This window comes from Mucilaginibacter sp. P25 (assembly GCF_050859465.1).
GTDB classification, from domain to species: Bacteria; Bacteroidota; Bacteroidia; order Sphingobacteriales; family Sphingobacteriaceae; genus Mucilaginibacter; species Mucilaginibacter gossypii.
Map to the genome: position 1 here is coordinate 493,597 of NZ_CP193937.1, position 14,493 is coordinate 508,089.

The 14,493-nt window shown below is 42.1% G+C and carries 14 protein-coding genes; 6 read left to right on the forward strand and 8 right to left on the reverse strand.

Annotation, left to right across the window (positions count from 1 at the left end; translation table 11 throughout):
• Positions 1-6: 6 nt before the first annotated feature.
• The 3 genes from ACRQ5D_RS02565 to ACRQ5D_RS02575 form a co-directional block, all read right to left on the reverse strand.
• The gene (locus ACRQ5D_RS02565; RefSeq protein ID WP_432328421.1) at positions 7-1,713 is read right to left on the reverse strand and encodes a ribulokinase; all 1,707 of its coding nucleotides are present in this window, start codon (positions 1,711-1,713) and stop codon (positions 7-9) included.
• 427 nt (positions 1,714-2,140) lie between these two features.
• Entirely contained in the window at positions 2,141-2,956 is an 816-nt protein-coding gene (locus ACRQ5D_RS02570) for an alpha/beta hydrolase (protein WP_432328422.1), read from the reverse strand.
• 148 nt (positions 2,957-3,104) lie between these two features.
• Complete coding sequence (locus ACRQ5D_RS02575; protein ID WP_091165716.1) at positions 3,105-3,779, reverse strand: NAD-dependent epimerase/dehydratase family protein; 675 nt, start codon at positions 3,777-3,779, stop codon at positions 3,105-3,107.
• Between the two features lie 142 nt (positions 3,780-3,921).
• On the opposite strand from ACRQ5D_RS02575, the gene ACRQ5D_RS02580 reads away from it, so the two are divergent.
• Together ACRQ5D_RS02580 and ACRQ5D_RS02585 are read left to right on the forward strand one after the other, a co-directional pair.
• A complete protein-coding gene (locus ACRQ5D_RS02580; protein WP_091165714.1) occupies positions 3,922-6,432 on the forward strand; it encodes an AsmA family protein in 2,511 nt (836 codons plus the stop codon).
• A gap of 332 nt (positions 6,433-6,764) precedes the next feature.
• Entirely contained in the window at positions 6,765-7,625 is an 861-nt protein-coding gene (locus ACRQ5D_RS02585; protein ID WP_091165711.1) for a sigma-70 family RNA polymerase sigma factor, read from the forward strand.
• Between the two features lie 232 nt (positions 7,626-7,857).
• Here the strand turns inward: ACRQ5D_RS02585 and ACRQ5D_RS02590 are convergent, their stop codons facing one another.
• Positions 7,858-8,352, reverse strand: coding sequence for a helix-hairpin-helix domain-containing protein (locus tag ACRQ5D_RS02590; RefSeq protein WP_091165709.1), 495 nt, complete (start codon positions 8,350-8,352; stop codon positions 7,858-7,860).
• A gap of 123 nt (positions 8,353-8,475) precedes the next feature.
• On the reverse strand, positions 8,476-9,576 hold the full coding sequence (gene carA, locus ACRQ5D_RS02595; protein ID WP_091165706.1) for a glutamine-hydrolyzing carbamoyl-phosphate synthase small subunit: 1,101 nt from the start codon (positions 9,574-9,576) through the stop codon (positions 8,476-8,478).
• Between the two features lie 351 nt (positions 9,577-9,927).
• Between carA and panB the strand changes: the two genes are divergently transcribed.
• On the forward strand, positions 9,928-10,743 hold the full coding sequence (gene panB / locus ACRQ5D_RS02600; RefSeq protein ID WP_091165702.1) for a 3-methyl-2-oxobutanoate hydroxymethyltransferase: 816 nt from the start codon (positions 9,928-9,930) through the stop codon (positions 10,741-10,743).
• Positions 10,744-10,832: 89 nt separating this feature from the next.
• Positions 10,833-11,558, forward strand: a complete 726-nt coding sequence (locus ACRQ5D_RS02605) for an RluA family pseudouridine synthase (RefSeq protein WP_091165699.1) — start codon at positions 10,833-10,835, stop codon at positions 11,556-11,558.
• A gap of 24 nt (positions 11,559-11,582) precedes the next feature.
• On the opposite strand, the gene yiaK is transcribed toward ACRQ5D_RS02605, so the two are convergent.
• Positions 11,583-12,566, reverse strand: coding sequence for a 3-dehydro-L-gulonate 2-dehydrogenase (gene yiaK / locus ACRQ5D_RS02610; protein WP_091165694.1), 984 nt, complete (start codon positions 12,564-12,566; stop codon positions 11,583-11,585).
• 89 nt (positions 12,567-12,655) lie between these two features.
• On the opposite strand from yiaK, the gene ACRQ5D_RS02615 reads away from it, so the two are divergent.
• A complete protein-coding gene (locus tag ACRQ5D_RS02615) occupies positions 12,656-13,162 on the forward strand; it encodes a DUF5004 domain-containing protein (protein WP_091165691.1) in 507 nt (168 codons plus the stop codon).
• A gap of 109 nt (positions 13,163-13,271) precedes the next feature.
• Positions 13,272-13,853: a phosphoribosylglycinamide formyltransferase gene (purN, locus tag ACRQ5D_RS02620; protein ID WP_431200935.1), complete on the forward strand. Its 582-nt coding sequence runs from the start codon at positions 13,272-13,274 to the stop codon at positions 13,851-13,853.
• A gap of 43 nt (positions 13,854-13,896) precedes the next feature.
• Here the strand turns inward: purN and ACRQ5D_RS02625 are convergent, their stop codons facing one another.
• Positions 13,897-14,181 carry a type II toxin-antitoxin system RelE/ParE family toxin gene (locus tag ACRQ5D_RS02625; RefSeq protein WP_176844431.1) on the reverse strand — a complete coding sequence of 95 codons (285 nt, stop codon included), beginning with the start codon at positions 14,179-14,181 and terminating at the stop codon, positions 13,897-13,899.
• 14 nt (positions 14,182-14,195) lie between these two features.
• Entirely contained in the window at positions 14,196-14,381 is a 186-nt protein-coding gene (locus tag ACRQ5D_RS02630) for a hypothetical protein (RefSeq protein ID WP_431199046.1), read from the reverse strand.
• Positions 14,382-14,493: the final 112 nt, after the last annotated feature.

Below are 14,493 nucleotides of genomic sequence, written 5' to 3' on the forward strand. Positions count from 1 at the left end.
TCTTTATTAAGCGTTTTGCAGTTCAGGATTATTTTTCAAAGCAACTTCGGCAGCTACAAACTTGCCCAATATGCTGTATTGGTTATAGCGTTGCTGATAAACTTCTTTTAGCGCGATGTTTGGCTCATAAACCACGTCAAAGCCGCGGCCCATGGCTGTCATAGCCTCTTCGATAGTTGGGTAGATACCGGCAACTACCGCAGCAAACATCGCAGCGCCCAAAGCGCAGGTATGTTTAAACTGGTGAATGCGGATAGGCATTCCCAAAACATCGGCCATCATTTGCATCACGAAAGGTGATTTTTTTGCTACCCCACCGATACCGATGATCCCTTTAACCGGGATACCCTCGCTGATAAAACGATCAACAATGCTCTTGGCACCAAAGCAGGTAGCCTCGGCCAGCGCACGGAATACGCGTGGTGCATCGCTGCCCAAACCTAAACCGGTTATAGCGCCCTTCAATTCCTGGTTAGCATCCGGTGTACGTCGTCCATTAAACCAATCAATAGCCAGCTCATTGCTTTCTTCGATGGCTAACAATGCTGCCTGCCTGCTCAATTCAGGGATGATCATTTCTGAAATCTCCTCTTTCAACGCTTCAGCAGTAGCCGCGTCAATTACCTGCGATTGCGAAAGCAGGTTATTCAATGGCCAGGCCAGGATATTTTTAAACCAGGCATAAGTATCGCCAAAAGCCGATTGGCCAGCCTCTAAACCTGCCATTCCCGGAATAACCGAGCCATTTACCTGTCCACAGATACCGCGTACCAGCTTGCCTTCCATCTCTGATATTGGGGCAACCAGGATATCGCAGGTTGATGTGCCCATTACCTTGCTCAGGTGATAAGGCTCAATCTGGCCGCCAACAGCGCCCATGTGTGCGTCAAAAGCGCCGGTACCTACAATCACATCGGTTGAGAGTCCCAATATCTCCGCCCACTCCGCGCTGAGGTTTCCGGCTGCTTCATCGGCCGTGTATGTATCTTCATATAATTTATCCCTGAAACCAGCCAGTATCGGATCAAGGGAAACAAAAAATTCTTCAGGAGGCAGGCCATTAAATTCTTCGGCCCAAAGGGCTTTATGCCCCGCAGAACAACGGCCGCGTTTGATAGCCTTAACATCGGTACCACCGGTTAACAGAAACGGTACCCAGTCGCAATGCTCAACCCATGAGGCGGCAGCATCACGTACACTTTTATCAACTCTTAGCACATGCAGCAACTTAGCCCAAAACCATTCTGACGAGTAAATGCCGCCAACATATTTCAAGTAATTGGTATCAAATTTTGTAGCATGTTCATTGATCTGTGCAGCCTCTTTAACCGAAGTATGGTCTTTCCACAATACAAACATGGCATTTGGGTTAGTTTCAAAACCCGGGGTTAGGGCAAGCGGAGTACCTGTAGCATCAACCGCTACAGGGGTTGAGCCCGTGGTGTCAACAGAAATGCCTTTTATATTTTTTGCAATGGCTTCACCGCCGGCCTGTGCAATACAATCTTTAATGGTGGCTTTAAGTCCGTCGATATAATCCTGCGGATGCTGGCGGAACTGGTTTTCGGCAGGTACACAATACTTGCCATCGCGCCAGCGGGGATAATTAAATACTGATGATGCTATTTCTTCTCCGTTGGCCGCGTTTACTATCACGGAGCGCACGGAGTCAGACCCGTAATCAACCCCGATCACTAATTGGTTATTGCTCATATAAAGATTTATAATTATTGTCGAAATAACACTTAATTTTTGACAAAGAAAAATTTTATTTAAAATTTTATTCGGATAAAATGCATTATTTACTTAAAGGAACCTTTTGGCCTGTAAAAAAGTCATTACATAGTTTAAGCGCCTGTTAAAAAAATTGCCGTTACGTCTATTCAGACAAGCAATAATTAGTGTTATTTTAACAATATAAAATAAGGTTTGCACAACGGATTGGCTGTTTTGAGATGGTAAAACGTTTAATTTACTCATAAAGTATATAGCATTGCCGTTACTAAAAATGAATCCGGCGCACTGGGAAAATCAAATAACATCTTTGCCCTGTGACAACACTTTTCCGGCAAACCAATAAAAAAAGCGGAACAGTCAATCACGACCAATTCCGCTTAAAACTGTATCAAAAACTATCTGATTATTTAACGCCATTTGCCGCGTCCATGATCACTTTGGCAACGGCCTCAGGCTGCGAAATGAAAATCACGTGGCTGCCTTTTACCTCTGTTACTTTTGCACCGGCACGTTTGTACATGGTACGCTCAACATCGGGCACAATGCTTTTATCTTCGGTGGCAACTATAGCATAGCTTGGTTTGGTTTTCCATGCCGCTTCGGCAACAGGCGTAACAAAACACTGAACAGACGTTGGCCCCTGCGATGCAAACATAAAGTCAGCTTCGGCTTTACTTAAGTCGCCGGCAAAGCCGCCATGAAATTTGGCTTTATCATAGTAAACAAAACCTTTATCATCCGGCGGCAAAATACCGTTTTCGGGAGCCGGAGGAGCCGACTGTACCCATTTTATCGTATTTTCCCCTTTATCGGGCATAAAAGCGGCTATATAAACCAATGCTACCACTTTTGAATTATTCCCTGCTTCGGTAATTACCGTACCGCCATAAGAGTGGCCTACCAATACTGTCGGGCCATCCTGTTTATCCAGGATCCGGTTGGCGGCGTCAACGTCGTCCTTTAAAGAAGTAAGCGGATTTTGCACTACTGTAACATTATAACCTTTTTTAGTAAGGATATTGTACACGGCCTTAAAGCCCGAGCCATCGGCAAAAGCCCCGTGCACTAATACAATGTTTTTAACGGGCTGTGCCTGGGCAGCGGCCTTAAAAGTAAAGGCAAACAAGCTGCCTAATAAAATAGTCGCCGCTATTAAATGTGCTTTTAAGCGGCTTTTCATGAATTTTGTGTTCATTTTTTGCTGGAGTTTAAGTTTCATAAATAATACTGTTAACAGTACCATTTCAAAGCTTGCTCCAAAAACACAAAATACTATTAATCAATACATTAATCAAAATACAACTACCCAACATTTACGATATATCGGGTTTTACACGATGGCCTCCTCCATATATCATTACCCGCTATTAGCTATTCGCCATGGCAACAATATCTTTTCCATCTAATATCCAGCGACCAGCACCGCGGTTTACCGTATTGATCATGGCTTTGCCAACTTCCTCCAGCGTAATAAAACCCTTTGGGTAAATAAGGCGGCCTATGGGGTACATCCAACTGATGTATTTATAAAACGGCAATGTATTTTTTGCCCCATTAAAGCTTTTCATAAATCCCGGCCTGAAGTTGAATACCTGTTTGAAGGGCAGCTTCATCAAATCATTTTCGGTTTTGCCTTTTACCCGGGCCCACATACTGCGGCCTTTTTCTGTACTGTCAGTACCGGCACCAGATACATAACAAAAGGTCATATCCGGATTTATGCGGCTCAAAATTTCGGCCACGTGCATAGTGAGCAGGTAAGTTACTTTATAATAAGCTTCTTCGCTCATCCCTACCGATGAAACGCCTAAACAAAAAAAGCAGGCATTGTAACCTTCTAACTGATCCTGAATGGGTTTGAGGTTAAAAAAATCAGCATGTATAATTTCCTTTAGTTTAGGATGTGTTACACCGCAGGGTTTACGGTTAATAACTAATACTGCTTCAACCTTATCGCTCAATAAGCATTGGTGCAATACACCCTCGCCTACCATGCCGGTAGCACCTGTGACAATTACTTTTATTTTATTAGTTGTTTCCATGATACTGATGTAGCCGATTATACCTTTAAAATATTGTATCTTATTGCAGATTTATTTACCTATTCCTATACCGTGTGTTAATTATATGTTACAATACAAACAATTATATAACCATAACGCTTTAACAATAAATTAGTTGAAGATGCCGAAATGGTTAAAGATAACCTTAAAGATCGCCGGAGCGCTTGTTGGTTTAATTATAATTATGTTTATTGCCCTTACTGTTTATGTTAATAATAATAAACACAAGGTGATTGCTATGATCACCTCCGAGCTTAATAAAAACCTGAACGGCACGCTAACTATCGGCACTATTGATCCAACATTATTTAAAGGTTTTCCGGGGGTGTCTGTCGAGCTGAAAGATGTAGTACTGAAAGATAACCGCTGGGCGCAACATCATTATACATTGCTTACCGCCAAAGACCTTGAAGTATCCGTAAATGCCTCGGCCCTTCTAAAGGGCGAAGTGGTAATCAATAAAATCGATATCAGCAATGCCGATATTGACCTGTTTACCGATAGCACCGGTTATAGCAATACTTCGATATTTAAAGCAAAACCTAAGGTTGAAAAAGATCCGAAAAAGCAACAAACCAGTTCTTCCACACAAATTGGGAGGTTTTCGTTAAACAAGGTAAACTTTGTTGTTGACGACCGTCATGCTTACAAACTGTTTAAATTTGCAGTTAACGATATTCAGGGTAGAATGGAGTATCCTGCTAAAGGGTGGAACGCCGATATCGACTTAAATACCATGGCAAATAGCTTTTCCTTCAATACAAAAAAGGGAAGCTTTATGAAAAACAGGCTTTTAAAAGGCCATTTTGATATCAGTTATGATTATGCATCGCAGGTCATTAACCTAGCTCCCAATACATTAAACATTGGCGATAACCCATTTACTGTAGGTGCACAGTTTAATCTTAAATCGCCCGAAACCGATTTCACCATCAACCTCAAAGTGGATGAAATTTTGTGGAACGATGCTGCAAACCTACTGGCTGCCAACATTACCAAAAGCCTCAAAATGTTCGATCTTACAAAGCCAATTGATGTTACCTGCGACCTGAAGGGAAGCTTTGGCGGCGGCGGCGATCCATCCATTTATGTTACGGCTAAAGTAAAAGATAACATATTGAAAACCCGTGGAGGTACTATTGAAAATTGTAGTTTTAATGGCGTATTCAGTAATAACTATATCAATGGCAAAGGTTTAAATGACGATAACTCGGTTATAAAGCTTTATCATTTTAACGGCAGCTATAAGAATATTCCATTTACTATTGATACCGCATTTATCAACAACCTGAATACACCGGTGGCCACCGGGATTTTCAGATCGCGCTTTCCCGTTACCAAACTTAACCCGGTTATTGGCGATGAAAGCCTGAAATTTACCAAAGGCATTGTTGATTTAAAACTGGCCTATAAAGCCGATATTGTAAATTTCAAATTCACTAAACCCTTCGTTACCGGTAATGTAGATATAAAAAATGCAGATGTAAATTACCTCCCCCGTGGACTCGTATTCAAAAACAACTCCATTGCCTTAAAATTTACCGATAAAGATCTTTACATAAATAATATCCGCCTGCAAAATGGCAGTAGCGTAGTGTATATGCAGGGTAAGGTGAGCAATTTCCTCAACCTGTATTATACCGATCCACAAAAGATTTTGATTGTATGGCAGATCACCAGTCCGCAGATACATCTTGGCGAGTTTTTAGGCTTCCTGAACAACCGCGGATACGAAAGCAGTAAAAGCAGCGGCGGAACGGGCAAAAGGATGTCCAATGCCAAAATTACCAATCAACTTAATACCGCCTTTGATAAAGGGCAGGCCGAACTTCACCTGCGCTTAGCCAAAGTATATTATAAAAAGTTTTTGGCGACAGACGTTAACGCCGATATTTTACTGGCCGACAATACCATGAAAATGCGCAATGTAAGCCTTAAAAGTTCGGGAGGATCATTGAGTTTAAGCGGCCTGGTACTGCAGGGGCCAACCAATAATTTTGCAATTAGCACAACTATTAACCACGTAAATACTAATACTTTCTTTGCATCGTTTAACAATTTCGGTCTCAAGGATTTTACCAGCGATAACTTGCGGGGTTTTCTTTCGGCAAGGGTTGATATTAAAGGCGGGATCAAAAACACCGGCGACCTGGTACCGAAATCAATAAAAGGATTTGCACAGGTTAATTTAACCGATGGTGCATTGGTGAACTTTGCGCCCATAAAAAGCGTAGGCAAATTTGCCTTCCCTTTTCGCGATCTCGATAACATAACATTTGGCGATTTAAAAGCCCGGTTTGATCTTGATGGCGATAAAATTAAAATTGCGCCGATGCAAATTAACTCCAGCGTGCTCAATATGGACGTTGAGGGCACTTATTCGCTATCGCGGGGTACTAACATTGCACTTGATGTACCGCTACGAAACCCGAAGAATGATAGCAAAATAGCAGATGAAACCGAACGTAATAAAAAACGTATGAAAGGCATTGTTTTACACATCCTCGCCACCGATGGCGATGAAGGTAAAATAAAAATTAAGTGGAACAAAAACCATAAAAAAACAAAAACAGATGATGATGAGCAGAAGACAGATGACACCCAACAAGCGCCCGAACCTAAACAAGATTAGTTTAAGTTCAAAAATCTTCACATTAACCTTATTTTCATGGTGTTTAAATGACACTATAATAGCAAATAAATGCTTACCTTTGTGCTGTTCATTATAGGGTAATATGTTGATTAAACATTTAATTGGTTAGCACATTATTTAAAAAACTTTTAAACCGCTCGCTCCTTACAGCAATAATATCAGTAGCAAACCCTCGTTTTAAATAAATACTATCCCGGGTTCACAAATAAAGAAGGAAGCAAAGTTTAATGTAATCTGTTTTACCTCCGGTTGTTTAACCCGGCACATGTATCTTATTGAACCGTTTTTAGCTTAATAATCTGTATTAAAAAATGAGACAACTTAAAATATCCCAATCAATCACTAACCGCGAATCGGCATCGCTCGAAAAATACCTGCATGATATTGGCAAGGTAGATTTGATCACAGCTGAGGAGGAAGTGATCCTGGCGCAAAAGATCCGTGAGGGCGACCAGGTAGCGTTAGAACGTTTGACAAAAACAAACCTTCGCTTTGTGGTATCGGTTGCTAAGCAGTACCAAAACCAGGGCCTTACCCTGGGCGACTTAATAAACGAAGGAAACCTTGGTTTAATTAAAGCGGCAAAACGCTTTGACGAAACCAAAGGCTTTAAATTTATTTCATATGCCGTATGGTGGATCCGTCAGTCAATCCTGTCGGCCATTGCCGAGCAATCGCGTATTGTGCGTTTACCATTGAACCAGATTGGTTCATTGAGCAAGATACACAAAGCAGCTTCAAAACTGGAGCAAGAATATGAAAGGCAGCCAACTCCCGAAGAACTTGCAGATAACCTGGAAATTTCGGTTGATAAAATTGCCGATTCGATGAATAATGCTGGTCGCCAGATTTCAATGGACGCGCCTTTTATTCAGGGTGAAGAAAACACCTTGCTTGACGTATTGGCCAGCTCTGATGCTGCAACCGATACTGAAGTAATGGCTGATTCATTATCACAGGAAATTAAACGCTCGTTAGGTATCCTTGCCGAACGTGACCGTGAAGTACTGATGTTATTCTTTGGCCTTGGTGGTCATGCACCTCACTCATTAGAGGAAATAGGTGAAAAATTTGATTTAACCCGTGAGCGTGTTCGCCAGTTGAAAGACAAGGCTTTGATGCGTTTACGTCACAATTCAAAATCAAACCTGTTGCAATCATACTTAAACTAATCCAGGATATATCCGCCTGAGTTTTTATAATAAAAACGCGAATGATTTTCTCATTCGCGTTTTTTTGTGGGCTTGATTTTACATAAAAACGATGTCATTGCGAGGAGTCGCATGGGTAAAGCGCCGGGAGCGACGTGGCAATCGCATGCTATACAGAGCGGCTAAGCTTCCGTGCGATTGCCGCGCTACGCTCGCAATGACATCTTTTTTGAATACAATGCATCTCAATTACTTACCTCCCAACAAACTCCTTCCCCTTACGATATTGCGGCAGCTCATACCATGCCTTAGCCGGTCGGTTTGCCGGGAAACCATGTTTCGCCCGGTAAGCTTTTCGCTCTGCAGTAAAATTCCACCAGCTTTTTCCGGTGTCACCATGCTTAATATAGTGTGATAATAATCGGTATGAATCCTCCACACATGGATCGGCCCAGGCGCCTACGTGCCGCTCAAACGCATTAAACAGTTCAACAGGGTCTTTGCCTTTTAATTGTTCTAAAGAATAATAGCCTTGCTGTATCAGCTCAGTCGCAAAATTGATCCCTAATGATGGGATACTTTGAAATTCAATCAATGCATTTATCTCCCTGGCGCGTTCGGCATCTGCATTTAATATCATTGCAACTTCATCCGGGGCGAAGGTAAGGAGATCGGCAATCTTGGTTTTTTGAGCCCGGAGAATAGCTTTTTCTTCTGCTGTAAGGAGCAGATTAATGGATTTCTTCATAATTCAGGCGGATATAACAACTAATTTAGAAAGGAATTATGAAAAATAAAAAAGCCTTCCAAACTAAATTGAAAGGCTTTCGGGCATCTGCGCAGTTAAAATCTGTACAGGTACAATCAAAATTTATTTCATCAGCTTGATAAAGTCATCAAACAAATACCTTGAATCATGCGGGCCAGGTGACGATTCCGGGTGATATTGTACCGAGAAAGCTTTTTTGCCTTTTACACGAATACCTTCGATAGAATGATCGTTCAAGTTAACGTGGGTGATCTCTACCTTATCCGAAGCGCGTACAGCTTCCGGCACTACACCAAAACCGTGGTTTTGTGAAGTAACCTCGCAATGGTTAATGATGATATTCTTTACCGGGTGGTTTAAGCCACGGTGACCGTTAAACATTTTTTGAGTTGGGATATCGTTAGCCAAAGCCAATAACTGGTGACCTAAGCAAATCCCGAACATTGGCTTATCGGCAGCTAAAATTTCCTTTACAGTTTCAACTGCGTAAGGCATAGCAGCGGGGTCGCCGGGGCCATTTGAGATGAAGTAACCTGTTGGAGCAAAATCTTTTTCCATTTCGGCGTAGGTTGTTTTTGCCGGGAACACTTTGGCGTAAACATCGCGCGAATCAAAATTGCGAAGGATGTTTTTCTTTACACCAAGATCAAGTACCGCTACACGGTAAGGAGCATCCTCGCTGCCAAAAGTATAAGTTTCGGTAGTTGTTACCTGTGATGAAAGCTCAAGGCCATCCATTGAAGGTACCAGGTCAAGCTTTGCTTTCAACTCATCCAGATCCAATATTTCCGAAGAGATGATTGCGTTCATAGCGCCTTTATCACGAATGTGACGAACAAGCTGACGGGTATCGATATCAGAAATACCTACAATATTTTGCTCCTGGAAATAATCCTGTATCGATTCATCGGCCTGTTTACGGCTGTAGGCAATGTTATAATTTTTACAAACAAGACCTGCAATCTGGATCCTACCCGATTCCACCTCTTCATTAGCAATACCGTAGTTACCAATGTGCGCATTGGTGGTTACCATAATTTGCCCAAAGTATGAAGGGTCGGTAAAAATTTCCTGGTAGCCGGTCATGCCGGTATTAAAACAAATCTCGCCGGTGGTAGTACCCATTTTGCCCGCAGCTTTACCGTAAAAAACAGTGCCGTCGGCAAGCAGCAATATAGCCGGTAATTTGGTGAAATAATTCATCGCTTAAAAAAATTGAAAGGGTTAAATGATCGGATTGCCTGGTTCAAAGCCCCGTGAAAACTGATAGAAATAATGAAGTAAGGAACTTCCGGATTCACGGCGCAAAAGTAGAAAATAATTTCGGATTTCGAATGTGAGATTTCGGATTTATTTTGATTTCGGATTTCGAATGTGGGATTTCGGATTTATTAGTAATGAATACGCTCCCCGCCAATCAAAATAACAAATCAAAAAATAGAAAAATCCGAAATCGAAATTCCGAAATCCAAAATCAAAAAATCTCACATCCGAAATCGAAATTCCAAAATCCGAAATCATGCTTACCTTTGCATTGCGATAACACATTTATCAATGTCTGTAAATAAAGAAATAAAGCGTATCACCACCAACACCATCCAGGAGATGAAGGTTCGTGGCGAAAAGATCTCTATGCTTACTGCATATGACTATTCGATGGCTACCATAGTTGACGATGCCGGGACTGATATCATCCTTGTTGGTGATTCGGCCTCCAATGTGATGGCCGGTCACGAAACTACGCTGCCTATAACGCTCGACCAGATGATCTATCATGCATCATCTGTGGTACGTGCGGCCAAACGTGCATTGGTGGTTGTCGATCTGCCTTTTGGATCATACCAAGGCAACTCAAAGGAAGCGCTGAACTCAGCTATCCGCATTATGAAGGAAGCCGGGGCGCATGCCGTCAAAATTGAAGGAGGTGTTGAAATTGCCGAATCCGTTAGCAGGATCTTAACCGCCGGCATCCCGGTAATGGGGCACCTTGGCCTTACACCGCAATCCATATATAAATTCGGAACGTACACCGTACGCGCCAAACATGAAGCCGAGGCACAAAAACTGCGTGATGATGCCCTTAAACTCCAGGAACTTGGCTGCTTTGGTATTGTATTGGAAAAGATCCCGGCCAAACTGGCCCAGGAGGTATCCGATAGCCTGCAGATCCCAACAATAGGTATTGGCGCAGGTCAGCATTGCGACGGCCAGGTATTGGTAATTCATGATATGCTGGGGATTAATAAAGGCTTTAAACCTCGGTTTTTACGCCAGTACTCCAACCTGTATGATATCATGCACGACGCAATCAAAAATTACAACTCCGACGTAAAAAGCAACAGTTTCCCTAACGAGAAGGAACAGTATTAGAAAAGTCCATAGTCCATGGTCGAGAGTCCATAGCAAAAAAATTGCTAAACAGCCATGGACCATGGACTATCGACCATTAACCAAACACAATGGCCCGTCCTGAATTTAATTACAGCAGCAATGATATTACCGATAAAGATGTTCTTTATGAGGACAACCATCTTATTGCCATAAATAAACGCGCAGGAGACATTGTACAGGTTGATGAAACCGGCGATGAGCCCTTGGACGAAAAAGTAAAAAAATACATCGCCCAAAAATACAGCAAGCCCAACGGTGCGTTTTTAGGCGTAGTGCACCGGCTGGACAGACCGGTAAGCGGCGTGATCCTGTTTGCCAAAACCAGTAAAGCACTCGACCGGATCAACAAAATGTTTAAAGCCCGCGAAATGCATAAAACCTATTATGCAGTAGTGCGCAAAAAACCATTTCCCGAAGAAGGCACCCTGGTACATTGGCTGGTAAAAAACTCGCAAAAAAATGTAACCAAAGCCCATGACCGAGAAGTTCAGGGTAGCTTACGATCTGAACTGAGCTATAAATTAGTTGGCGAACTAAACGGGTATTATTTAATTGAAGTAGACCCGATAACCGGCCGCCCGCACCAGATCAGGGTACAGCTTTCAACTTTGGGTTGTCCTATTGTGGGCGATAATAAATATGGCTATCCCCGCGGCAGCCTGCGTAAAAGCATTTGCCTGCATGCACGCAAGTTAACTTTTGTACATCCGGTAAAAAACGAACCAGTTGCTATTATCGCTCCTGTACCACGGGATGGCTTTTGGGAAAAATTTGAAGGAATGATGGTAGGGTAATTTATCAGTAGTCAATCCATCGGTTCACATCGCCAATACCCTCTTCCAAATCTCCTCATCAACCGGAATACCTTCCAATAAATTTCGTTCTCTGGTTTTCAGCATATTTTCGCCAGGGTATGAAACCTGTTCACCATCAACAGGATTGCTGCTTTTGGTGTAGCCCAGGATTTCATTTATTAAACGCTCATTTTGCTCAGTGCCTGTTTTCAGGCAGATAAACACTTGCGATACGCCCCACTCCTTTTCGTGTTCGCTGATTTTTGAGGTAGATTTTCCGCGGCTTAATAAGGTCGCCAGCAGATCAAGCATCAGCGATAAACCCGACCCTTTCCAAAAGCCAATGGGCAGCATCCGCTTTGACTGCAAAATGGCATCGGCATCAGTACTTAAATTCCCTTCTTGATCATAGCCGCCGGGCAATGGCAAACGTTTATTTTGCGATTTGCTTTCCATTAGCTTACCTACCGAGTATTGTGAAATAGCCATGTCCAGCAGGATATGCCCACCCTTACGCGGCACCGCTATAACCAACGGATTATTACCAAGCCGCGGGTCGAGCCCACCCCAGGGCGGCAGATTGGCAATGGTGTTTGTAAAACAGATGCCTATAAATCCGGCATCAGCCGCCTGTAATCCATAAGTGCCACCACGCATCCAGTGGTTGGTATTTTTGATAGCTACACAGCCGATGCCGTACTCCCCGGCCAGTTCAATAGCCCGTCTCATGCACCTGTTTGCGTTTAACATGCCCAGACCAAAATTGCCGTTCCATTGCTCAATTGCGCCCAGATTGTTTACCATTACAGCTTCCGCATCCGGTTTAAACAAGCCTTCCTTTACAGTTTGTACAAAAGCAGGAAACCGGTTAAGGCCATGACTGTAAACACCATCCCTGCTGTTGGCGGCAAAAATGGCGGCGCATTGCCGGGCTTTTTCAAGCGGCAAATCAATACTTAATAGTACCCTTTCAAATTCGGCTTTAAGTTTTTGGTATGGAACGCGCATAGGTTTTGAAATAAATTTAATTTATAGCGTTTATTACAGTATGCTGATGCAAGGTAATCAACCATATTTTATAATTTTGCCTTTAATAAATGAAAAGAACTCCGCTGTTGTTTTTCCTGTTTTTAATAAGCATTGCACTGATTGTTAATTCATGCAAGAAAGATAACTTAAGCCATATACCCGGATTATTAGCAGGTAACTGGCAATTGGCCTCTATAACCGTTACTAATTATGTTGGTGATGCCCAGGTGTCTTTAGATACCTTAAACCAAACTTGCGAGGATACCCAGCTTTTTACCTTCAATGCCGACAATTCCTGCAGCTACACTAATTTTCAATGCAGATCAGATACTGCGAAGGGCCGCTGGTCGCTTACTGCAAATAAATTATTTTTAACTTCAGATTTGGTTTGTAAAGATACCACCAAAGCATCGGGCGGTACCTCAAAGCCATTTGAAAACACTAAAATAGTTACCCTGGGTAATTATTCGCTGGTATTAGAAACAGGAGATGTTGAACCAAACTATTCGGCAACAAAAAAACGACGCATTATGCGCTACGGGTTTATCAGGCAAAAAGTAACTGCCACCCAATAGTTTCAATATTTTTAATTGTAAAAATGGTTTTATTATAATAGTTTCAATGCCAAGTAAACAATCAGCCCGATGAAACTATTGTAGCTTCATCTTCGTTGAAAGAGATATTATCGATGAAAAAAGAATTGCCATTTTCGCTTCAGGTTCCGGCTCGAACGCCCAAAAGTTAATGGAGCATTTTAAACGCAATGCCGATGCCGAAGTTGTGCTGATACTTACCAATAACCCGCAAGCTTACGTTTTGCAGCGTGCTGATAACTTTGAAGTACCCTCGCATATTTTTAGTCGCCATGAGTTTTATGAAACCGACGGTGTTATCCGTCTGCTAAAAAACTTACAGGTCGATCTGATTGTACTTGCCGGCTTTTTATGGCTTGTGCCACAATCATTATTAAAAGCATTCCCCAATAAGATCATTAACCTGCATCCTGCCCTGTTACCCAAATATGGAGGCAAAGGCATGTACGGCGATAACGTACACCGCAAAATATTGGAAGACAGAGAAGAGGAAAGCGGCATCACCATTCACTTCGTTAACGAAAACTTTGACGAAGGCGAGATCATCCACCAGTCGAAATTTAAAATTGAACCTGGCGATACGCTTGAAATCGTAAAATTTAAAGGCCAGCAACTCGAGCATAACCATTTCCCGAAAGTTGTTGAAGCGCTTTTAAAGAAAATGAAGAGTTGAGTTGCTTAGTGATTAGGGGGTATCTAAGTTCTTTTATGGGTTATTAAAACAACAATGACCCGTGTATAATTTCGTAAACAGTCAATTCACCATCAACAATTTTAAAGGCTATAACCCAGTCATTGAAATGACTGCAAGAATATTTGAAAGCAGCTAAAACCTGATGGTTACAAATAGAATGCTGTACTCCGGGTACAGCTAATCTTTTGATAGCTGTCTTGAATTTCAAAGCAAATCTTGCACCGCTTCCCGGCGTATTTTTCGATTCTACAAAATCAACAATCGCATCAATAACCTTTAATGCCTTAGGCTTAATAGTAACGTTCAAAATACAGGATGGGCTTATTGGGTATATTTAGAAAAAGCTTTATCTAACGGGATAGCTTCTTCATCAAGATCTTTATTTAAATAATTAATCAGCTCTTCGTTTGTTGCTTTTCTTCCAATCCCCCTCGCGACGTCAATTGTATCCAAATCCTTAACTTCTTGTGTTTGCGCAGAAAGACCAAGCTCTTCAGCCAACTGCATCAACAAGCGGGTCTTTTTTCCGAATTTGATTGAATGATCACCGTAGTCATATACTAAGTTACCAATTATTTATGAATACCTCAACAATTAGCCTATCGAACGCACGGTAATA

What these genes read in the sequence shown, in the direction of transcription:
- ACRQ5D_RS02565 (WP_432328421.1), bottom strand. Translation starts at nt 1,713, where the DNA reads ATGAGCAATAACCAATTAGTGATCGGGGTTGATTACGGGTCTGACTCC.
- ACRQ5D_RS02570 (WP_432328422.1), bottom strand. Translation starts at nt 2,956, where the DNA reads ATGAAACTTAAACTCCAGCAAAAAATGAACACAAAATTCATGAAAAGC.
- ACRQ5D_RS02575 (WP_091165716.1), bottom strand. Translation starts at nt 3,779, where the DNA reads ATGGAAACAACTAATAAAATAAAAGTAATTGTCACAGGTGCTACCGGC.
- ACRQ5D_RS02580 (WP_091165714.1), top strand. Translation starts at nt 3,922, where the DNA reads ATGCCGAAATGGTTAAAGATAACCTTAAAGATCGCCGGAGCGCTTGTT.
- ACRQ5D_RS02585 (WP_091165711.1), top strand. Translation starts at nt 6,765, where the DNA reads ATGAGACAACTTAAAATATCCCAATCAATCACTAACCGCGAATCGGCA.
- ACRQ5D_RS02590 (WP_091165709.1), bottom strand. Translation starts at nt 8,352, where the DNA reads ATGAAGAAATCCATTAATCTGCTCCTTACAGCAGAAGAAAAAGCTATT.
- carA (WP_091165706.1), bottom strand. Translation starts at nt 9,576, where the DNA reads ATGAATTATTTCACCAAATTACCGGCTATATTGCTGCTTGCCGACGGC.
- panB (WP_091165702.1), top strand. Translation starts at nt 9,928, where the DNA reads ATGTCTGTAAATAAAGAAATAAAGCGTATCACCACCAACACCATCCAG.
- ACRQ5D_RS02605 (WP_091165699.1), top strand. Translation starts at nt 10,833, where the DNA reads ATGGCCCGTCCTGAATTTAATTACAGCAGCAATGATATTACCGATAAA.
- yiaK (WP_091165694.1), bottom strand. Translation starts at nt 12,566, where the DNA reads ATGCGCGTTCCATACCAAAAACTTAAAGCCGAATTTGAAAGGGTACTA.
- ACRQ5D_RS02615 (WP_091165691.1), top strand. Translation starts at nt 12,656, where the DNA reads ATGAAAAGAACTCCGCTGTTGTTTTTCCTGTTTTTAATAAGCATTGCA.
- ACRQ5D_RS02630 (WP_431199046.1), bottom strand. Translation starts at nt 14,381, where the DNA reads ATGCAGTTGGCTGAAGAGCTTGGTCTTTCTGCGCAAACACAAGAAGTT.